Origin of the sequence: Rickettsia monacensis, from assembly GCF_000499665.2 — a bacterium.
GTDB classification, from domain to species: Bacteria; Pseudomonadota; Alphaproteobacteria; order Rickettsiales; family Rickettsiaceae; genus Rickettsia; species Rickettsia tamurae.
Genome location: NZ_LN794217.1, coordinates 991,246 through 1,010,797 on the forward strand (window position 1 = coordinate 991,246; position 19,552 = coordinate 1,010,797).

Consider the following 19,552-nt stretch of genomic DNA (forward strand, 5'->3'; position numbering starts at 1 on the left):
ATATGATTGGTAAATTAAGCGGTAAAGTTGATTCCCAAGGTGATGATTATGTTATAATTGACGTAAACGGGGTAGGGTATCTTGTTTATGCTTCGGGTAAAACTTTAGGTAAACTTGCTGAAGGGGAGTTTTATAAACTATTTATAGAAACCCATGTTAGAGAGGAACATATTCATCTTTACGGTTTTCTGACTCTAGAAGAGAAGAGTTTTTTTAATTTGCTGCAATCAGTAAACGGTATCGGTACAAGAATGGCTTTATCTATCTTATCAAGCCTTACACCTTCGGATATTCAAATTGCTATAAATAATGAAGATAAAAATATATTTAAAGCAATATCCGGAGTGGGAGCTAAACTTGCTGAGCGTATAGTGTTAGAGCTGAAAGGTAAAGTAGCGAAAATATCAAGCGGCTCAACTATTATTAAAGATAGCTTAAATATTAAGAATATTACACCCGTCGCAAGCAATGAAGTAATAAAAGCTCTAGTAAATCTAGGCTTTTCTAGATTTGAAGCTCAAAACGCCGTTCAAAGTATCGTTACCCAAAATCCCGAAATCTCTATTGATCAGTTAATCAAAACAGCCCTAAAAAATCGAAATGCTAATTTTTAGAAATATCGATTGAAATTAGTTTAAGGAAATATTTAATTTCATTCCTAGAGCTATAGCAGCACGGTCTAAGGTATCAAGGGTGACATTAGGATTATTAGGGTTTAAGAGTCTATCTACAGCTGATCTACTAGTTTCCATTTTTTTCGCCATTTCTGATTTTGTTATATGCTTTTGTTCCATAATTTGCTTTATTTGTTGTGCAAGAATACGTTTATGAGCTATTGCCGTAACTTCTTCTAATATTCCAAATTTTATCAAGAAAGTCATCAAAATTAGAACCTAAATGTTTTGGATTAATTTTATTCATAGTTCTACAAAAATAAGCGATTTAGATATAAGTGGGATATTTTTTGATAATGTTAATGTTCCTGCCTTATCCTCATTTGTTAAAAATACTAATCGGATGCTATAAAAGAGAATAAAAGCTTAATTGGATTAATATTTTGGTTATAAGATAGGAATGAAATCTCAAGATAGACAAGCATTAGATGCACAAATTACAGAAATAACTGATGAAAATAATCTTACTCTAAAAGATGTAGCAGAAGTTTTAAAAAATTATTATGAAAATCCTAATATGATATTATCAAATGAGATATTTGGTCATTATTTAAAGGTATATAAAGGATTAAATAAAAATTATCTTAAAGAAGAATTAAAAAACTTAGGAGTTACTGATACAGAAAAATTTTTTGAAACCGTAGATAAACTTGGAGAAGGGGTAACTAGTTTCTGTGAAGAGGGCTAATATAAAAGTATAAAATAATTTATAGCATAAAACTATTTTTCCGCTATTATTAGTCATTATATTCGATTTAAATTAATGACTAATATATTATCACCCGAAAAAATTGAAAATGATCAAGAATTGCCGATAAGACCGTCATATTTGCAAGAATTTGTCGGTCAACAGCAGATTAAAGAAAATCTTTCGGTATTTATTAAAGCTGCAAAATCTCGAAATGAACATCTTGATCATACTTTATTTTACGGTCCGCCCGGTCTTGGTAAGACTACGCTTGCTAAGATTATCTCTAATGAAATCGGTGGTAATTTCAAATCTACTTCCGGTCCTGCTATACTTAAGGCGGCTGATCTTGCTGCTATTCTCACTAATCTTGAAAAGAACGACGTATTATTTATTGATGAAATCCACCGTTTAAATACTGCGGTTGAAGAGGTTTTATATTCTGCTATGGAAGATTTTGAGCTTGATATAATTATCGGTGAAGGACCTGCCGCAAGGTCAGTGAAAATAACCTTGCCGAAATTTACCTTAATCGGGGCTACCACACGCCTTGGGCTGCTTAGTAATCCTTTGCGTGATAGGTTCGGTATTCCTATGCGGCTAAATTTTTATAATACCGAGGAGCTTAAGAAAGTTTTAAATAGAGCAAGTAAACTACTTGATATTGATTTGACCGATTCGGGTTCTGAAGAAATAGCTAAGAGAAGTAGAGGAACGCCAAGAATTGCATTAAGATTGCTTCGTCGTATAAGAGATTTTGCGGCAGTTGACGGTAAATCAAGAGTAGATAAAGAAATCTCTGATTTTGGGTTAAATCGTTTGGAAGTTGATCGCATAGGACTTGATAGCAATGATTATCGTTATTTGAAATTCATAGCGGATAATTATAACGGCGGTCCTGTCGGAATTGAAACGATCGCCGCTGCCTTATCTGAACAGCGTGACGCACTTGAAGAAACCATAGAGCCTTATCTTATACAGATAGGTTTACTACAAAGAACTCCTAGAGGTAGGGTAATCACGATTGCCGCTTTTGAGCATTTGAAAATGCCGATACCGAATCAATCACATCATCAATTTAATATTTTTAATGAGAATGAATAATAATAATTTGAATCATGATTATACAGCCGCAGATGTTATAAGGAGGCTGATAAAAGATCATGTTAAATCTTACGCAAATAAAATATATTTTTCGATATTTTGTATGGTTATTGCAGCACTTTGTACGGCAGTGATTGTACATGCGGTTAGACCTATTATTGATAAGATTTTTTTAACACATGATAAGAAAATGCTTATAATAATGCCTATAGTGCTGATTGCTACTTTTTTCATAAAAGGAATTTCAGAGTACTATCAGAATTACCTAATAAAATTTGTTGGGCAGAGGGTACTAAACGATTTACAGATAAAAATGTATGAGCATTTGTTATTTACCGATATTTCTTTTATTCAAAACCAATCTTCAGGACGTTTAATATCTCGTCTTACTAATGATATTTCTTTGATGCGTGGGGCTGTTTCTAATTTACTTGTCGGATGTGCTAAACATTTTCTAACTGTAACATGTTTAATAATAACGATGTTTCATTTAGAACCGCTATTATCTTGCGTAGTTTTTCTTGTTTTCCCTTTGGCCGTTTATCCGGTGCAAAGGATGGGCAGAAAGATAAGAAAAATATTTTCACAATCACAAGAGGAGCTTGGGCATTATACTTCTAGGCTTGATGAAACATTTCAGTCAATTAAGATTATTAAATCTTTTGTAAGCGAAAAAATAGAAAGTAATAGAGCATCGTTGATTATTAATAATATTTTAGAGTTCTACAAAAAAACATCTAAGCTAGATGCGATGGTTTCACCGATTATGGAGGGTTTAAGCGGTCTTGCAGTCGGAGGGATGGTATGGTACGGAGGTAATTTAGTCCTTGAGGGTAAAACAACACCCGGTGCATTATTTGCTTTTTTAGCTGCCTTTGCTGCAGCTTATAGACCGTTTAAAAGTTTGGTATCGTTAAATATTAATTTGCAAGAAGGAATAGCAGCAGCTAAGAGGGTATTTAGTATTTTGGATACCGAACCTCTTATTAAAGATCATAAAGATGCTAAAGAAGTAGATTTATATAATCCACAAATTACTTTTGAAAAACTGGCTTTAAGTTTTGAGAGTAAAATAGCTATAAAATATATAGATTTAAAGCTAGAGCCTCATAAAATGATTGCGTTTGTCGGGCGTTCAGGTAGCGGTAAGACGTCGCTTAGTAATTTATTAGTGCGTTTTTATGATCCAAATGAAGGAAGAATTTTAATTAATAATCATGATATTAAAGATATTAAGCTTACTTCACTTAGAGGTCAGATTTCCTTAATTACTCAAGATACTCATTTATTTGATACAAGCGTTGCAGAAAATATAGCATACGGTCAGGAAAACGCTACAAGAGAAGAAATAATTAGAGCAGCGAAATATGCAGATGCTCATGAGTTTATTATGCATCTGCCGAACGGTTACGACACGCAGATAGGAGTGCAGGGGACGACTCTTTCAGGCGGTCAGCGTCAACGTTTATCTATTGCTAGGGCTTTCTTAAAAGACACACCTATTTTAATTTGGGATGAAGCAACAAGCAGCTTAGACCAAGCTTCCGAACAGAAAATTCTAGAATCTTTAAAGAAATTACGCCAAGGAAAAACCACTTTAATTATTACGCATCATTTAAGCAGTATTACCGACCTTGATAACATTATTGTCATGAAAAACGGTGAGATTTGTGAGCAGGGTACTCACACACAATTACTTAAGAATAAGGATGAGTATTATAGATTGTATAAGGAGTTAAGAGAAAATGGTTGATTTATAAAGTAAATAGCTCATAATTCTTAATTATTATTGAGGCACTCACTGTCATCCCGCGACTTGATCGCGGGATCCAGTAAAAAATAAAAATAAAGACTGGATACCGTGGTCAAGCCACGGTATGACATCGAATGCGTTTTTCGATCCACGCAACAACGCTTTCCCGCCTACGCAGGAATGACATCAACACAAGGAAATACCACAATGCTCATTACCAAGATTTTTAAAGACTATCGATTATTTGAAATATTTATTTTAGGAATAATTAGCGGTATGCCGCTGGTTATAATTTTTTCTACTCTTTCGGTATGGTTAAAAGAATCTGGAATAGATATCGCTGTTATTACTACTTTTGCGGTTGCAAGGTTATCATATTCGTTAAAAGTATTTTGGTCACCGTTAGTCGATAATTTTAAAATACCTTTTTTAAGTAGGTGGGGACATCGAAAAAGCTGGCTTATATTATGTAGCTCTTTAATGGTTTTAGTACTAATTGCTATGAGCAAGGAAAATCCTGAAGTTTCTTTAACTTCTTTATATTTTTTGACTATATTATTAGGCTTTTTATCTAGCACGTTCGATATTGCCGTTGATGCGTTGCGTATAGATAAGTTTGATCAGGAAACACAAAGCATAGCTAGTGCAACTGCCGTATTCGGTTATCGAATCGGTATGCTTATTACAGGGGCAGGTGCTTTATATCTTGCAGAAATAACCGGAAATAATTGGCAACTAACTTTCTTTGTTATAGCTATAATATTTGCCGTTGCAACGATATTTATAATAACCGTAAACGAAAAAGAATTAGTAAGAGAAAAAATTAATATTACTTCTATTACTTCATGGATTTCTACAGTAATTAATCCTTTCAAGGATTTTTTCAAAAGAGAATTTGCCGTAACTATTTTACTTGCGGTAATATTTTTTAAATTAGGCGATGCTATGCTTGGAGCGGTTGCCTCACCTTTTTATATAGAACTTGGTTATACAAAAGGCGAAATAGCAATAATCGCTAAACTTTATGGATTGATTGCAACCTTAGTCGGTGGTTTTGCCGGTGGTATTGTAATGTATAGAGTGGGAAATTTTAAAGGTTTGATTATTACCGGTATTGTCCAAAGCTTAACGCATTTTGCATTTATTTGGCTTAATCACCAACCTCCTTCTTTTGAAGCTTTATTAATTGCTATTACTATAGAGAATTTTGCTGCTTCTATGGGGGCTACTGCTTTAGTCGGATATATAGGTAATTTATGTAATAAAAAATATTCGGCAACACAATATGCTTTACTTAGTAGTGCTAGTAGTTTATGTAACAATACTGTCACTATTTATGTCGGAAAACTCGTAAATATGATGGGCTGGGACGGTTTTTTCATCTTTACTATAATTTTAGCCTTGCCTGCTTTATTTATATTAATGTATCTTAATAAAAGGGTTAATGTGTAGTAATATTTGTTGTATTAGGCAAAAAGTAAGCTGTCATACTGTGGCTTGACCACGGTATCTAGAAATATAACTAAAAATACTAATTATTAGTATTTTTAACTGGATCCCGCGATCAAGTCGCGGGATGACACAGTATTTTATTTGATTTTATTTGAATAATATTTTATTTATTTAAAATGTTTAGTAAATTTTTATTACCTTATATTTTTATTTCAACATTTTTCTTTGCTCCCATAAGCGAAGCGAAGAAAGCTGTAAAAAATACACCTAAACCTCCTGTTCAAACTAGTTTAGTAATTGATGCAAAAAGCGGTAAAGTGTTGCAGGCCCATAATTCACAAATTCGGATTTATCCCGCTTCTTTAACTAAGCTAATGACTCTATACTTAATGTTTGAATCAATTGAAGCCGGTAAATTGCCTTTAGATAAAAAATTACTTGTATCAGCAAAAGCTTCAAAAATGCCGCCTTGTAAGTTGGGTTTAAAAGCAGGGGAAACTATAACCGTTCGAGAGGCAATTAATGGGTTAATCATAAAATCCGCTAATGATGCTGCTGTAACGGTTGCTGAGAATATGAAAGGTTCAGAGAAAGCTTTTGCTCATTTAATGAATGTTAAAGCTAAACAGCTCGGTATGAAGAATACCTATTTTAAAAATGCTTCAGGTTGGCATGACCCATTGCAGCAAACTACCGCAAGAGATATGGCTAAACTTGCTATGGCCCTGAAAAGAGATTATCCAAAATATTATCCGTTATTTGCTAAAACCAGTTTTGTATTTCGTGGAAACATAGTAAACGGACATAATAGAGTTACTAAAAATTATCAAGGTGCAGAAGGCATGAAAACAGGTTTTCATACACCGGCAGGTTATAATTTAGTAACTACCGCTTCTAGGAATGGCAAATCATTGATTGCCGTTGTTACAGGAGGCAAAAGTGCCACATCTCGTGATCAAAAAATGATGGGGCTACTAGATCAGCATTTTAATATTAAGCCTATAGTCCCTAAACCTTCAATCAAGCTTGCCTCTAATAATAAATCTACTACAAAAGCTAAATCAAAAATAATAAAGAAAAAGAATATACGTAGTTGATATGCATCGTCTGCGAGCGGGTATTGTTGCATGGATCAAAAAACGTTTGTCATACCGTGGCTTGTCCACGGGGTCTAGTTAAAATAGTATTTTTATTTGTTTTACTGGATACCGTGGACAAGCCACGGTATGACACCAAACGTGCTTTCCGAGCCATACAACAACGCCTACGACTACTCGCAATGATGATTTAATATTCACTCATCTTTTAAGGATTTACGGCTAGCTTATATTTCAGATTTACAAGTTTTATATGACAATTAACGCTACATTTATTGTTTTTTGTAACTTTAGTAGATGAAGATTTTTTGGCTAAAGTTTTACTTTGTGGTTTTTTTAGATTAATATTTTTTAGAAATTTCTCAGTTTCATTAGGTAAATATTCTATTTTTACTTTAGTTATACCTTGATTTTTAAATGCTAAAATTTCAGCCGCCTTTTGAGAAACATCTATTATACGATTTTTCTTAAAAGGACCTCTATCATTAACCATTAAAATTACTGATTTATTATTGGCTTTGTTGGTAACTTTAACTAAGCAAGGAAGCGGGAGAGTTTTATGTGCGGCAGTTAATAAATTTCTATTAAATCTATCACCGTTAGCTGTTTTTTTACCATGAAAACCGTCTTTACGTCCACCGTACCATGAGGCATAACCTGTTTCGGTAAAAGATTTAGGGTTGTGAGGTTTGTAAGTCTTTCCTTTTATTTTATAATTTTTTCCAACTTTATAATGTCCTTTATAAGTTAGATTATGAGGATCATCTTTTGATAATTCTTTGTATGAATATTTACGGGAATAAGGTAATCTTTTTGAGGTATTACAACCGCTTAGACCAAAACAAAAAATTAACAAAAGTATTAGACCCCTTGCATAACTTGCTCTTAAAGGTAATTTGTACGTCAATCCGGTACTCGCATCATCACGTGGCATTGTTGCGTGGATCAATTTCACCTCTGTCATCCCGTGGCTTGACCACGGGATGACACAGTGGATTTTACTGGTCTACGTAACAAAGCCTCCTCACGTACTAAAGTGTACGCTGCGGTGCTGCGTTCCGTGTTTCCTTCAAATTCCTCTTTATTAGCTTCGTTCTGCAAGAGGTCTAATTTGAATTTATGATTCTTCACTATTATCATTATTTGTGTTAAAGTTATTCATTATTTTAGCGTAACACACAACTTTTTCAACACCTTTTATTTTTGATGCAATAGAAGCAAGCTTTTCTAGCTCTTCTTCTGATCTTGCAACTCCAAATAAATAAACAATATTATCTATAGTTAGAATAGTATAATTAGCAAATTTAATGTCTTTTCTGACTAAGTTTTTAGCTTTAATTTGCGTGGTTATCATACTATCTTTAGTATATTGGGCTAAGTCAAAATGATTACTGTTTTTATTTACTTTTAACTCATTAATAACTTCTTTTACGCCTTTTTGATTCCAAGCAATTTCTACGGCTTTTAACGCATCAGATTCTTTTTGAATATTTCCTGTTAATAATACTCTTCCTTGTGATACTTCGACCTTTATTTTAGTACCTAAATCTCTAAAATTATTTTTTACTAAATCAGCTTTAATACCGGCAGAAGTCCTTGAATCATTTAATGTTTCAGATATTGGTTGATCTTTTGAAGCAACAATGCCGGTAGTGGTTGCTGCGGTAAAAATGGCAGGTAAACAAGCAGATAGACTAAAAGAAAGAGCTATAAAAATTAGAACTCGTAATATCATAACAATAGTACCCTACGATTTTTAAAAAGATTGTATTTGTTCAAGAATTAACTGTTTGTTTATGTCATCCCCTATAGTACCGGGCCTTGTTGCATGGATCGAAAAACCTACTCGATGTCATTCCCGCGTGGCACTGTTGCGTGGATCAGTTTTTCTGTCATCCCGCGACTTGATCGCGGGATCCAGCTTAAAATACTAAAATTTTAGTATTTTAAATTGTTTTTCTGGATACTGTGGTCCAAGCCACGGTATGACACCGAACGCGTTTTTAGATCCACGCAACAATGCCACGCGGGAATGACATCGAGTAGGTTTTTCGATCCATGCAACAAGGCCCGGTACTATAGGGGATGACATAGAGTAAAAATGGTAAGGTATTATATATCATATCTTACTATCCGGTAATTTATTCTTTAATAAAAGAGGTAATTGCAGTAAAATAAAAACAAAAGTAATAGGTATTACGCCGAATACTTTGAATTTTACCCATGTTTCATCTGAGAAATTACGCCAAACTATTTCATTAACTACAGCCATAAAAAAGAAAAAAGTCGCTGTTCTATAGCTTAAAGTTATCCAGCTTTCTTCTTTAAGACGTACTATACTCTCTAAAGCATATTTGATAAAGGGATTTTTTCTTATACCGCTCATGAGAAATATTATTCCAAAAATAACATATAATATAGTAGGTTTGATTTTTATGTATATTGAATCGCCGCTAATTAAAGTAATGCTTCCCGAAACTAATAAAACAGCCGTAGAAATAATAGAAAGCTTGGATACTTTCTTATCTATAACATAACAAAGGGTAATACAAATAACAGAGGTAATAAGCATATAAAGAGTAGCGTTTTGTATACCGCCTCCATAAAAAAAGCCCGCAAAAAATGCTATTACCGGACCAATTTCTGATAAAAGTTTTAACATATTTAATTTAATTGTTCTTTTTGATAAAATTAATTTGATTCATTTTTTGTACTGATATTAAGGTATTTTTTGAATATCTTAATTTTATTTGTATGAAAATATTTATCAGTAATATAATAGTAAAATAGGCAAGTACTTGTAGCCCGTTAGGTCTTGCAATATAACCGGTAACAATATGTAAGATTTTACCTATCATACTTCTATCTGCTACTAACCATGAACTATCCCAAAGTTGATCGGATAAAAACATAACTAGACCGGAAGAGGTTAAAATACCTGCAGCACTTGCTGCAAATCCGCCTGCTATTAGCATTAATAATACGGTAGAGATTTTAAAAATATATTTTTGATTAGCAATCTTAATTAAACCGAAATATATTACTAAACCAAGTAAGAAGCCACTTGTAGCACCTATTATCACTCCTTGCAAGTAAATACTGCTTGGTATTGTTTCAACTGAAGATATGCTATATACTAAAATAATAATTTCTGCACCTTCTCGTAATATGGTAGTGGCAACTAAAAAAACCAACATGAAATAACTGGCATTACCTTCATGAATTTTTACCGATAAGTCGTTTATATGTTGCTTTACTTTTATACCGTAACCTTGCATCCATATTATTGTCCAGCTAATCAGAATTGTTATTAGTATCATAATTCCGGAATTGAATAACTCGTCGCCTATTCCGCCAAAAGATAAAGATAATTTACGTGTAAAAAATGCAAAAATTGAAGCAAATACTACTCCAAGCATTACTCCGGCAATAATATAAAGACGAGATTTTTCTATTTGTTTTGTTGCGGCGAGTATTACACCAAGTAATAAAGATATTTCTAAACATTCACGAAACATTACTAAAGCAATTTTAAACATGTTTTTTATCTAATCATTAACAATTATAAAACCCTGAGCCGTATCTTGATGAAAATCTCCAAAAAATTCATATTTTCCGGACTTGAGAGGTGCAAGTATAATATTTATTGACTCATTTGGCATAACTATTTTTTCACGATGTAAATCATGACTTTCAAATTCTTCTACCGTATCATCTTCATTATGAACAATTAACCTTATCTTAGTAGATTTTGGTACTTCAACTATATTCGGAACAAATTTATGATCTTTTATAGCTATCTTTACTTCTAATATATTATCATTTGTTTTATTATCGGGACTCTTATTTGTAGAGATATAAATGATTGTTGCTAGAAATATTAAACCTACTATTATAATAATATTTTTGGTTTTTTTAATAATTTCCATACTAAACTCCTAGCTTAATTAAAGTTTAAAGTAAGATTCTTATATACTCGTTTAATTTGAGTTTTAAATTTTTAATAATTACAAAATTTATCCTGCAATTTTTATTAATGCTATAAGATATACAATTATTATCATTATGACAAGGATAGATAATAAAATATAATTTTTTTGTTTTTTATTAGCCCTATTTTGAAACTCTACTTCTAGAGGTAATTTATGCGTCAATCCGGTACTTGCATCCTCACGTACTTCTTTGTACGCTGCGGTGCTGCGTTCCGTGTTTCCTTTAAATTCCTTTCTATAAGCGAGTTTCAAAATAGGGCTAATATCCGATATTTTATTTTGTTTCATATTTATTTAAAATCGTTAATTTCAAGTAAAAGATATTCATTTATCGGTAATGATTCATGAGAAATAATTTTATTTATATTAGAACCTAAGGCTTTAAATGTTTTGCCTTCAGCAATAACACTGCGTGTTCCAACCGTTACTTTACCTTGCAAGGCATAAGAAAAAATTAAAGGATATGTAATATCGCCGATTTTCATATCTATTCGTTGTCCTTTTTCTTTAGAATCATATAATATTTTACCGTTTGATAATCGAGTAATTTTAGCATTAAAGCTTACTTTTTCACCACATAATAAAGGAACACGATAAGCTATCTCATCATCATAAATTTTCACTTCATTATTTTTAACAAAATTTTGCGGTAATATGGATTTTAAAATTACATTAACTTTATAATTATAAGCATCATCGAAGATAATATTATTACTATTATTAACGGCGTATTTTGCCGGAATAATAGCTTCTCGTGCTTCTCCTACCATCATACCGATTATTACATTATCTAAGCCAAGCATTATAGGAGCAGAGCCTAAAGTAAAAGTCTTAGTATCTTCAGATATTAAAGTATTGTTCATATCTGATATTTGATAAAATACGGTAACTACATGTCCGCAAGAAGCGGGACCGGTATTACCGCTACCGAGCGTATTAATTTTGAACAGTGTTTTTACTAAATCCTTACGTACTTCAATAGTGTAATCATTAGGATTGATAGGTCCATTTAACGGTTGTAAAATATTTTCAAAGAATGCTTTCCCTTCTTCGGTTTTAAGAGCATTTATTACTATTTTTGAAATCGTACGTTCAAATAAATTACCGTTTAATGAAATAGGGGGTTCATTATTTATACTAGTTTGGTTTTCATCGGTAGATGAATTATTTGAAGCCGTTTGCTCTACAGTTGTAGGATTATTGTTGTCGGGAGATATTTTTAACTTTACTATATTGTAAAGTATTAGAATTACAATTATTAAAGATAAAAATTTTTGCATATATACTCGTTTAATTTGATACTAAGTCTGCGGTGCTCACGTAGTTTATCTACGTTCCTCTCCTTGACTTATATACTCCTTACTCTTTCCCAAATTAAACTTCGTCTATCTACTCTGTCATTTATCAGGAGTATATGTTTTAGTACAACAAAGTTTACTATAACAATCAATTACTTAATAATCAAATGAGAATAAAAATAATTTGATTAATAAAAATAATTGATTTAAATTTAGATGCAGAATTTTATAAATATAGTGGTGAAAAGTGAAAAAATTTATATTTTGTTTTTTATGTTTATGGACATTAAACATATTTGCTGCTTCTAAAACTTACCCTAATAAGCTTAATCGTTGTAAAATTACTAGAAATATATTTAATGATTATGAACCGAAAGTTTTTGAGACTACTAATAATTTATTACGTAAAACAGGAAGATTATCAAAATTTTACGGTGAAAGGATATTAATTAAAGGAAAAATATTGGATCAAAATTGTGTGCCGGTTGCAGATGCTAAAGTTTATTTATGGCAAGCAGGAAGCGGAGGTAAATATCCTTACGAACCTTTAAAAACTAGAGTTGATAAAAGAAGATTTACAAGTAAAAGCGATTCAAGCTTTACCGGTTCCGGTATTGCTACTACTAATAATAAAGGAGAATATTACTTCATTAGTATGTTACCTTATAAATCTTCTCGTTATTTAAGAAGTGCAAATATAAGAATAGAGCATCCTAGCCTTACGACTCTTGAAACACGCTTAGATTTATCTGATAAAAATATGTGTGATAATGAATGCGGTGAAGTAAATCCGATATTAATCGAACCGCAGGAAAATATGCCGTCTTATTGTTTTGACTTAGTTTTGCAAGGTACGACGCTTAAGAGGTATTGATACAGTACGTCATTGCGAGGAAAATTACGAAGTAATTTGACTAAATCTCAGGATATTTGACGAGATTGCCACGCAGTCTACGACTGTTCACAATGACGTTTTGCCTCTTTCTGCGTTGCTTCTAAAGGCTTTTTTATACCACAACTACATAATGTAAGTGCTAATACGAATAAATAAAATGTCTTCATTACTATAAATTATTATATGACCTTAAGAAATTATAATAAATATCTTATATATATTATAGTATTTTTATTATCTATAACAATCTTTATTCCTAAAATTTATGCTAAGCATCAGGATAAATTAGAATTTTTAAGAGGTTCAAGCGTTCCTGATAATATAATTTTTTTTGATGAAGAAAAAAATCAATATTCTCTTGATCAGTTTGAAGGAAAGACTATATTGTTAGTGTTTTGGGCTACTTGGAGTGCTCCTTGTGTCAAAGAAATGCCTGACCTTGATATGTTGCAAAAAGATTTTAGGAAATTACCTTTTTCAGTAATTCCGATTTCAGAAGATTATCAAGACATAAAAGTTGTTAAAGAATATTTTAAAAGCTATCAAATAAGATATTTGCCGATTTATCATGATTATAGAAATGAATTATTTAAAGCTTTAGGGGTTGTTAGTTTACCGACTAGTATATTAATAGACCCAAACGGCAAAATAGTAACTAGCTTTGTCGGCAATACAAATTGGTATGACGAAAAAGTTAGAGATACTATTTTATCTGCCATTCCCGGAAATTATTCTGAACCTAAAAATAGTTATAACGAGCAATCTCTGAATAAACCGGCTAAGCCTTTGCCGCCGATAAAAAAGGATATAATTAAGGAAAGTACAGCACAAATTAAAAATGAGTAAAATTAATGAATGAAGTGAATAAATCAACTATGGCGAATGCAGAATTTGATCAGATAATAACCAAACGGCAGATAAGTAAATTAGATCAATTAGTTGCTTCGGTTTTTGGTGATTCTAAAGAGGTGATTGCCGTTTTACGCCTTAGCGGCGTTATCGGTAAAGTAAGTACTATGCAATCGGGACTTACATTAGAATCATTAAATGAACTAATAGAAAAGGCTTTTAAAATAAAGAAATTAAAAGCGTTATGTTTAATTATTAATTCTCCCGGCGGATCTCCGGTACAATCTGAACTTATTGCGAAACGTATTCGTGACCTTGCTAAAGAAAATAAAATAAAAATTTATAGTTTTATTGAAGATATGGCGGCTTCAGGCGGATATTGGCTTGCTTGCAGTGGAGACCGGATATATGCTTCTTATAGCTCAGTTATAGGTAGTATCGGAGTAGTGTCAAGCGGATTCGGTTTTCATGAAGCGATTAATAAACTTGGAATAGAGAGAAGAGTTTATACGGAAGGAAAGAATAAAGCAATTTTGGATCCGTTTAAACCTATTAATAAAGATGACCTTAAAATTATTAAAGATTTGCAAAAGCAGGTTTACGAGCATTTTGTAGAATATGTAAAAACAAGAAGGGTAGGGAAGTTAACACAGCAAGACGAGATTTTATTTAACGGTGAATTTTGGGCAGGACAAACGGCTCTTGATTACGGTTTAATTGACGGCATAGGTGATATGTATAGCGTAATGAAAGAAAAATTCGGCGATAACATAAAGTTTCAATATCTGTGTGCTAAGCAGCCTTGGCTTAAAAAGAAACTCGGTATGTCAAGTAAAATATTGGCATATAATTTTGCTAATTCTTTAATTGATGCAGTTGAAAATAAAATTATTAACGATAAATTTGATATGAAATAATATGACAATAACACAAGTTAAAATTAAAAAACTAGAAAATTTTTCCGACAGTTTGCCGGAATATGCTACAGAGCATAGTGTGGGGATGGATTTAATAGCCGCAAACGAGCAACCTATAACAATAAAAGCAGGCGAAATACAGCTAATTCCAACAGGCATCGCTATAGCACTACCGGATTCGTTTGAAGCACAGATAAGACCTCGTTCGGGTCTTGCCGTTAAATACGGTATTACGGTTGCTAATTCACCCGGTACTATTGATGCAGATTATCGAGGTGAAATAAAGGTCATTCTTATTAATCTCGGTAAAGAAGATTTCATTATAGAAAAAGGCATGCGAATTGCTCAAATGATAATCGCAAAGTACGAACGTATATTATGGGAAGAAAGTAGCACGCTTGAGGAAACAATGCGTGGTAGCGGCGGCTTTGGTTCTACGGGTGTTTGACAGTTGTCATCCCGTGGCTTGACCACGGGATCCAGAAAAAAAAGACTGGATACCACAATCAAGTTGCGGTATGACATAAAGGTACTAGATCCCGTGGTCAAGCCACGGGATGACAACTGCAACAAATCATAAAACTTATGAAAATAAAATTATTAATTGCTATATTTCTGTTATTAGCTTTAAAAGTAAATGCTAATTCTGATCCTGTAGATAATGTTAAGCAAGTTTTTACCTATATCGATCAAAAAAATTGGTCACAAGCTGAATATTTAGCTCTAGAAGTAAATAGTAAAGTTTTAACAAAAATTGTACTTTCTCAGAAATATTTAGATAATAAATATTCAGATAATAGTTTTGAGCAGGTAATAAGGTTTTTACGCAATAATCCGGATTGGCCTCAAAATAAGCTGCTTGAAGAAAGAGCGGAAGAGTATCTAAGTAATAGTACGAATAAAAAAATAATTTTTGATTGGTTTAATAAACATCCGCCTCTTACCGGCAAAGGTTATAAATTTTATGCAATTGCTGCAAGTAGTTTAATCAAAGATCAGAAAATATTACTACCTATTATTAAGGAAGCTTGGGTATATGCCAATTTCACTCCTGAAGAAGAAAATGCATATTACAATAAGTGGCATAAATATTTAACTGCAAATGATCATTTAGAGCGAATAGAAGAGCATTTATGGAAAAATGATATTAGGTCTGTTGAGCAATCGTTAAAATATGTAGATCAAGGCTATCGTAATTCTTTTAAAGCACAAATTGCTATTATAGGTAAATCACCGAATGCCGAAAAGCTTTTTAGAAGCGTTCCTGAAAAATACTATACTTCCGGTTTATTATATCGTTATTTAGATTCTAAAAAAACACAAAAGCCGACAAAGGAAGTTATTACTTTGTTTAAGAAAGCTAAAAATAACCGTAAACATTTTGCTAAATGGTGTCGTATTCAATCCTATTATGCTCGTGAATTCATCGATTACAAAGATTTTGCTAATAGCTATAGAATGGCAACGCTTCCTTTTGCTACTTGTCCTGAAACTATAAGGGAGCAGGAGTGGCTTGCGGGCTGGCTTTCTTTAAGTTTTTTAAAAAAGCCTGATCAAGCATTAGTGCATTTTAATAAATTTATTAAAGTTGTTAAGACTCCGATTAGTTTGGCACGTGGATTTTATTGGCTCGGTCGTACTTATGAAGCAAAAGGCGATAAGCAAACGGCTAGAAAATTTTACGAGCAGGCAGCCAAATATTCTTTTACCTTTTATGGGCAGGTAGCAAATATTGAATTAAATAGGACAAAGTTAGTTTTACCTCCTATTCCCGTAATAACTTCTGAAGAAAGGAAAACTATAGAAAATAAAGAGATTATTAAAGCAATAAGGTTATTGGTTAAATATAATAAAAACTACTTAGCCATGATATATTCCAAAGCAGTGATTAAAAACACTAAAAATCCTGCAGAAATTCAAATAATTGCGAATATTATTAAAGCAAATAATAATACTAATCATATGGTTGAGGTAGCAAAAATTGCCGCCCAAAATAATGCTTTTATTCCGGATTATGCTTTTCCAACGCCTTATAATCTAGCAGGTTTGCCTATCCCACCTCATTTAACTTATGGAATAATTAGACAAGAATCGGTTTTTGATCATAAAGCAGTAAGTTATGCAAATGCTATGGGTCTCATGCAACTTATTAAAGTTACTGCTTGTGATACCGCAAGATCTATAAATGTTAAATGTAATGTAGCAGACTTAACTAGAAATCCGGTATATAATATTAAACTTGGTTCGCATCATTTCAAAAAATTATTAGATGATCATAAAGGTTCTTATATTCTATCCATTGCTTCTTACAATGCCGGAAGTCATAATGTAGTAAAATGGATAGATAGGTTTGGTGATCCAAGGGATATAAAAGATACAAGAAAAGTTATTGACTGGATAGAACTTATACCTTATCGAGAAACAAGAGATTACGTTCAAAGAGTACTTGAAAATGTTCAGATTTATCGGGTAATCTTAAATAAGAATAGTAGCTTGTACTTTAAGCGTGATTTACATGCTTGTGATATAGCAAAAAATTAATTTCTATTAGTGTTTTATTTTGACATATAGTAATAAGTATGATATGGACACTAATTAAAAATATGAATTAAAGAGGAGATTATGAAAAAATTAGAGCAACACTTTAAGAAACAGCGTAATGATATCGATACTCAAATAAAGAAATATAAAAAAGATCTTGATGTAATCGGCATTAGATATGACCATAAATCTGCACATGTTGAAGTTCCAAATCATGCTACCGGCGGGTTTGAATATTTTAAATGGGATTGGATGACAAGCACTACGGGAGTCATTCAGAAATAGTACAAATATTTAAGAAAATAGTAAGAACTTTAAAAGAAGCTAAAAGTATACCCAGCCCAGTAGAAAACTTAGTATCTAACTTGGATGCTAGTACTAAAAATGCACTTGATGTTAATATTAAGAAGCATAATATTACTGTACCGACGCAAGACACTAATAAGGTAGTATCAGAAATATTATCAGGAATGCAAATATGGTTAGATACAAAAAGTCATATCCCTCTAGAACTTAAGCAAAAATTCTTAGAGTTAGGTTCTAATAATTTAGAACTATTCATAAAAGCTGCTTATAACAAATTTAACAATAAGTGGATAGTTAAAGAATTTATTGATAATACTTTTTTACCACCTAGAGAGGAAAGTAACAAATATCTAGCTGATAGTGGTTGTGATTCAGTTGAGCAGCTATGGACTAAAATAGAAAACCTTAGAATAAGCGAAAATTCAACTGATGAATCTGAAGATGATGAAATATCAGAGGCTTCGGCGAATAAACTTGGAGAAAAAGTAAAGCTTAATAATGGTACTGAAATTGAAGTTAAGGCTATTCTAAAAGACCTATCTGATAAAGAGTTTGTGAATATGGCTTTAAAAAGAGTTGAACCTAATACTAGTGAACACTGTTACAAAAAGAAATAGCATTACAGCTTGTATATAATAATATACAGGAAGGTCGTGTCGATAAGTCAAGTACTGTTAAGGTAATTAATTCTTTTAGTAATGCACCAACCTTATTAAGTTGGTTTGTAGAATATAGCGACCTTAATATTGAAGAAATAAAAGCTAAAGAAGTAGAACTTACTGGCGGCGCTTCTTATTTAGACTAGTTTTTTAATGTTGTTCTCGTTTCTTATGTCATTCTCGTAAGGCATTGTCTGCGTGGATATCAAGTCGTCATTGCGAGTAGCCATTGTTGTGTGGATCGATAAAATCCACTGTGTCACCCCATGGCTTGACCACGGGGTCCATAAAAACAATAAAAAATACTAACAATTCTAGTATGCTTAACTGGATACCGTGGCGGGGCCACGGTATAACACTGAATATATAATTCCATGATTCTTAAAAATATATCTTTACTAATAATATTATTCTTTTCAATATCAGCTTTTTCTGCTGGTCATAGTCTAAAAAATATCCCTATTACTGTTGTCGCTCCGGCAACAGGAGCGGATAATAAAACCTTGTCGGATTTAAAAAATATTAATGGACTAAATTTACAAATTCCTTCTAAGTGTTTTGCTAAAGGTAAGTTATCCTTTCTTGCAAGTAGTGATGAAGTAAGGTTTAATTGCCTGCGGGATGCATTATTTGATAAGTCTGATAATGTAGTATGGAGTTTACGAGGCGGTTACGGCTCTGCTAGGATAATTCCCGATTTACTAAAGCTACCAAAACCAAATAAAGAGAAATTCTTTATAGGGTATAGCGATGTAACGGCTTTACATCTTTTTCTATCACAAGAATGGGGCTGGAAAACTATTCACGGCAGTAATATAGCCGATCTCTTAAAGCCGGAAAAAGATCAAGGTAATTTTACCAAGCTTGCTGAAATATTAAAAGGTAAAGTAAAGCAGGTTACTATAGATAATTTAGTGCCTCTTAACGATATAGCAAAATCAAGTGATCTTGTTAACGGCAAACTAACAGGCGGTAACTTAACTATGGTGCAGACTAGTATCGGTACAAATTGGCAGATAAGAACTAAAGGCAAAATTCTTTTTTTAGAAGATGTGAATATAGTTGCTTTTAGATTAGATCGTGAGCTTTTAAACTTAAAGCAAGCAGGGTTATTTGAGGATGTTAAGGCCATAATATTTGGTTCATTTGATAAAAATTCTGAAAGCACAATGTTAGTGCTTCGTAATTTTGCAGATAGTTTAGATGTACCGGTATTTAAAACAAATAGATTCGGTCATGAAAAAATTAACGATCCGATTATTTATAATACGAATAGTAAGATTATTAAAAATAAAGGATTTAAGTTAGTGATGGGGCTATAAACGTT

The 19,552-nt window shown here is 32.3% G+C and carries 21 protein-coding genes and 2 pseudogenes; 14 read left to right on the top strand and 9 right to left on the bottom strand.

Going from position 1 to position 19,552, the window contains the following annotated elements; all coding sequences use genetic code 11:
* Positions 1–2 precede the first annotated feature (2 nt).
* The gene (ruvA, locus tag RMONA_RS05235) at positions 3–614 is read left to right on the top strand and encodes a Holliday junction branch migration protein RuvA (RefSeq protein WP_023508261.1); all 612 of its coding nucleotides are present in this window, start codon (positions 3–5) and stop codon (positions 612–614) included.
* 15 nt (positions 615–629) lie between these two features.
* Here ruvA and RMONA_RS05240 read toward each other — a convergent pair whose 3' ends face one another.
* Positions 630–881 carry a helix-turn-helix domain-containing protein gene (locus RMONA_RS05240; protein WP_023508260.1) on the bottom strand — a complete coding sequence of 84 codons (252 nt, stop codon included), beginning with the start codon at positions 879–881 and terminating at the stop codon, positions 630–632.
* A gap of 16 nt (positions 882–897) precedes the next feature.
* Here RMONA_RS05240 and RMONA_RS10945 point away from each other — a divergent pair, with 16 nt between their 5' ends.
* From RMONA_RS10945 to RMONA_RS05265, 6 genes are all read left to right on the top strand, one after another.
* A complete protein-coding gene (locus RMONA_RS10945) occupies positions 898–1,026 on the top strand; it encodes a hypothetical protein (protein ID WP_023508259.1) in 129 nt (42 codons plus the stop codon).
* Positions 1,027–1,074: 48 nt separating this feature from the next.
* Positions 1,075–1,362, top strand: coding sequence for a hypothetical protein (locus RMONA_RS05245; protein WP_023508258.1), 288 nt, complete (start codon positions 1,075–1,077; stop codon positions 1,360–1,362).
* Positions 1,363–1,437: 75 nt separating this feature from the next.
* Entirely contained in the window at positions 1,438–2,466 is a 1,029-nt protein-coding gene (gene ruvB, locus RMONA_RS05250; RefSeq protein ID WP_023508257.1) for a Holliday junction branch migration DNA helicase RuvB, read from the top strand.
* Positions 2,459–4,219, top strand: coding sequence for an ABC transporter ATP-binding protein (locus RMONA_RS05255; protein WP_023508256.1), 1,761 nt, complete (start codon positions 2,459–2,461; stop codon positions 4,217–4,219). The genes ruvB and RMONA_RS05255 overlap by 8 nt, the downstream gene beginning before the upstream one ends.
* A 207-nt stretch (positions 4,220–4,426) precedes the next feature.
* The gene (locus RMONA_RS05260; protein ID WP_023508255.1) at positions 4,427–5,671 is read left to right on the top strand and encodes an AmpG family muropeptide MFS transporter; all 1,245 of its coding nucleotides are present in this window, start codon (positions 4,427–4,429) and stop codon (positions 5,669–5,671) included.
* A gap of 176 nt (positions 5,672–5,847) precedes the next feature.
* On the top strand, positions 5,848–6,768 hold the full coding sequence (locus RMONA_RS05265; protein ID WP_023508254.1) for a D-alanyl-D-alanine carboxypeptidase family protein: 921 nt from the start codon (positions 5,848–5,850) through the stop codon (positions 6,766–6,768).
* A 208-nt stretch (positions 6,769–6,976) separates the two neighbouring features.
* Here RMONA_RS05265 and RMONA_RS05270 read toward each other — a convergent pair whose 3' ends face one another.
* The 8 genes and pseudogenes from RMONA_RS05270 to RMONA_RS05300 all read right to left on the bottom strand — a co-directional run bounded on the left by RMONA_RS05270 (position 6,977) and on the right by RMONA_RS05300 (position 12,040).
* Positions 6,977–7,732 (bottom strand): septal ring lytic transglycosylase RlpA family protein, encoded by a 756-nt coding sequence (locus RMONA_RS05270; protein ID WP_023508253.1) that lies wholly within the window; start codon positions 7,730–7,732, stop codon positions 6,977–6,979.
* A gap of 53 nt (positions 7,733–7,785) precedes the next feature.
* Positions 7,786–7,908: pseudogene (locus RMONA_RS11510) on the bottom strand (palindromic element RPE1 domain-containing protein); the annotation flags it as partial.
* The gene (locus tag RMONA_RS05275; RefSeq protein ID WP_023508251.1) at positions 7,886–8,503 is read right to left on the bottom strand and encodes a BON domain-containing protein; all 618 of its coding nucleotides are present in this window, start codon (positions 8,501–8,503) and stop codon (positions 7,886–7,888) included. The gene RMONA_RS05275 and the pseudogene RMONA_RS11510, both read right to left, overlap by 23 nt.
* A 384-nt stretch (positions 8,504–8,887) precedes the next feature.
* Positions 8,888–9,430, bottom strand: coding sequence for a septation protein A (locus RMONA_RS05280; RefSeq protein WP_023508249.1), 543 nt, complete (start codon positions 9,428–9,430; stop codon positions 8,888–8,890).
* A gap of 7 nt (positions 9,431–9,437) precedes the next feature.
* The gene (locus RMONA_RS05285; RefSeq protein ID WP_023508248.1) at positions 9,438–10,307 is read right to left on the bottom strand and encodes an FTR1 family protein; all 870 of its coding nucleotides are present in this window, start codon (positions 10,305–10,307) and stop codon (positions 9,438–9,440) included.
* 9 nt (positions 10,308–10,316) lie between these two features.
* Entirely contained in the window at positions 10,317–10,697 is a 381-nt protein-coding gene (locus tag RMONA_RS05290) for a cupredoxin domain-containing protein (protein ID WP_023508247.1), read from the bottom strand.
* Positions 10,698–10,784: 87 nt separating this feature from the next.
* A complete protein-coding gene (locus RMONA_RS05295) occupies positions 10,785–11,048 on the bottom strand; it encodes a palindromic element RPE1 domain-containing protein (RefSeq protein WP_023508246.1) in 264 nt (87 codons plus the stop codon).
* Positions 11,049–11,050: 2 nt separating this feature from the next.
* Positions 11,051–12,040, bottom strand: coding sequence for an FKBP-type peptidyl-prolyl cis-trans isomerase (locus tag RMONA_RS05300; protein ID WP_023508245.1), 990 nt, complete (start codon positions 12,038–12,040; stop codon positions 11,051–11,053).
* 265 nt (positions 12,041–12,305) lie between these two features.
* Between RMONA_RS05300 and RMONA_RS05305 the strand changes: the two genes are divergently transcribed.
* The 7 genes and pseudogenes from RMONA_RS05305 to RMONA_RS05335 all read left to right on the top strand — a co-directional run bounded on the left by RMONA_RS05305 (position 12,306) and on the right by RMONA_RS05335 (position 19,547).
* Complete coding sequence (locus RMONA_RS05305; protein WP_008579775.1) at positions 12,306–12,932, top strand: dioxygenase family protein; 627 nt, start codon at positions 12,306–12,308, stop codon at positions 12,930–12,932.
* A gap of 204 nt (positions 12,933–13,136) precedes the next feature.
* Positions 13,137–13,799 carry a TlpA disulfide reductase family protein gene (locus RMONA_RS05310; RefSeq protein WP_023508243.1) on the top strand — a complete coding sequence of 221 codons (663 nt, stop codon included), beginning with the start codon at positions 13,137–13,139 and terminating at the stop codon, positions 13,797–13,799.
* A gap of 5 nt (positions 13,800–13,804) precedes the next feature.
* Positions 13,805–14,719, top strand: coding sequence for a S49 family peptidase (locus RMONA_RS05315; RefSeq protein WP_023508242.1), 915 nt, complete (start codon positions 13,805–13,807; stop codon positions 14,717–14,719).
* A gap of 1 nt (position 14,720) precedes the next feature.
* Positions 14,721–15,167 carry a dUTP diphosphatase gene (gene dut / locus RMONA_RS05320; RefSeq protein ID WP_023508241.1) on the top strand — a complete coding sequence of 149 codons (447 nt, stop codon included), beginning with the start codon at positions 14,721–14,723 and terminating at the stop codon, positions 15,165–15,167.
* Positions 15,168–15,304: 137 nt separating this feature from the next.
* Positions 15,305–17,260 carry a lytic transglycosylase domain-containing protein gene (locus tag RMONA_RS05325; RefSeq protein WP_023508240.1) on the top strand — a complete coding sequence of 652 codons (1,956 nt, stop codon included), beginning with the start codon at positions 15,305–15,307 and terminating at the stop codon, positions 17,258–17,260.
* An 81-nt stretch (positions 17,261–17,341) separates the two neighbouring features.
* Positions 17,342–18,371: pseudogene (locus tag RMONA_RS05330) on the top strand (hypothetical protein).
* A 228-nt stretch (positions 18,372–18,599) separates the two neighbouring features.
* On the top strand, positions 18,600–19,547 hold the full coding sequence (locus tag RMONA_RS05335) for an LD-carboxypeptidase (RefSeq protein ID WP_023508237.1): 948 nt from the start codon (positions 18,600–18,602) through the stop codon (positions 19,545–19,547).
* Positions 19,548–19,552 lie beyond the last annotated feature (5 nt).

Coding starts and splice junctions, on each gene's coding strand:
- ruvA (WP_023508261.1), top strand. CDS start 3: ATGATTGGTAAATTAAGCGGTAAAGTTGATTCCCAAGGTGATGATTAT.
- RMONA_RS05240 (WP_023508260.1), bottom strand. CDS start 881: ATGACTTTCTTGATAAAATTTGGAATATTAGAAGAAGTTACGGCAATA.
- RMONA_RS10945 (WP_023508259.1), top strand. CDS start 898: ATGTTTTGGATTAATTTTATTCATAGTTCTACAAAAATAAGCGATTTA.
- RMONA_RS05245 (WP_023508258.1), top strand. CDS start 1,075: ATGAAATCTCAAGATAGACAAGCATTAGATGCACAAATTACAGAAATA.
- ruvB (WP_023508257.1), top strand. CDS start 1,438: ATGACTAATATATTATCACCCGAAAAAATTGAAAATGATCAAGAATTG.
- RMONA_RS05255 (WP_023508256.1), top strand. CDS start 2,459: ATGAATAATAATAATTTGAATCATGATTATACAGCCGCAGATGTTATA.
- RMONA_RS05260 (WP_023508255.1), top strand. CDS start 4,427: ATGCTCATTACCAAGATTTTTAAAGACTATCGATTATTTGAAATATTT.
- RMONA_RS05265 (WP_023508254.1), top strand. CDS start 5,848: ATGTTTAGTAAATTTTTATTACCTTATATTTTTATTTCAACATTTTTC.
- RMONA_RS05270 (WP_023508253.1), bottom strand. CDS start 7,732: ATGACAGAGGTGAAATTGATCCACGCAACAATGCCACGTGATGATGCG.
- RMONA_RS05275 (WP_023508251.1), bottom strand. CDS start 8,503: ATGATATTACGAGTTCTAATTTTTATAGCTCTTTCTTTTAGTCTATCT.
- RMONA_RS05280 (WP_023508249.1), bottom strand. CDS start 9,430: ATGTTAAAACTTTTATCAGAAATTGGTCCGGTAATAGCATTTTTTGCG.
- RMONA_RS05285 (WP_023508248.1), bottom strand. CDS start 10,307: ATGTTTAAAATTGCTTTAGTAATGTTTCGTGAATGTTTAGAAATATCT.
- RMONA_RS05290 (WP_023508247.1), bottom strand. CDS start 10,697: ATGGAAATTATTAAAAAAACCAAAAATATTATTATAATAGTAGGTTTA.
- RMONA_RS05295 (WP_023508246.1), bottom strand. CDS start 11,048: ATGAAACAAAATAAAATATCGGATATTAGCCCTATTTTGAAACTCGCT.
- RMONA_RS05300 (WP_023508245.1), bottom strand. CDS start 12,040: ATGCAAAAATTTTTATCTTTAATAATTGTAATTCTAATACTTTACAAT.
- RMONA_RS05310 (WP_023508243.1), top strand. CDS start 13,137: ATGACCTTAAGAAATTATAATAAATATCTTATATATATTATAGTATTT.
- RMONA_RS05315 (WP_023508242.1), top strand. CDS start 13,805: ATGAATGAAGTGAATAAATCAACTATGGCGAATGCAGAATTTGATCAG.
- dut (WP_023508241.1), top strand. CDS start 14,721: ATGACAATAACACAAGTTAAAATTAAAAAACTAGAAAATTTTTCCGAC.
- RMONA_RS05325 (WP_023508240.1), top strand. CDS start 15,305: ATGAAAATAAAATTATTAATTGCTATATTTCTGTTATTAGCTTTAAAA.
- RMONA_RS05335 (WP_023508237.1), top strand. CDS start 18,600: ATGATTCTTAAAAATATATCTTTACTAATAATATTATTCTTTTCAATA.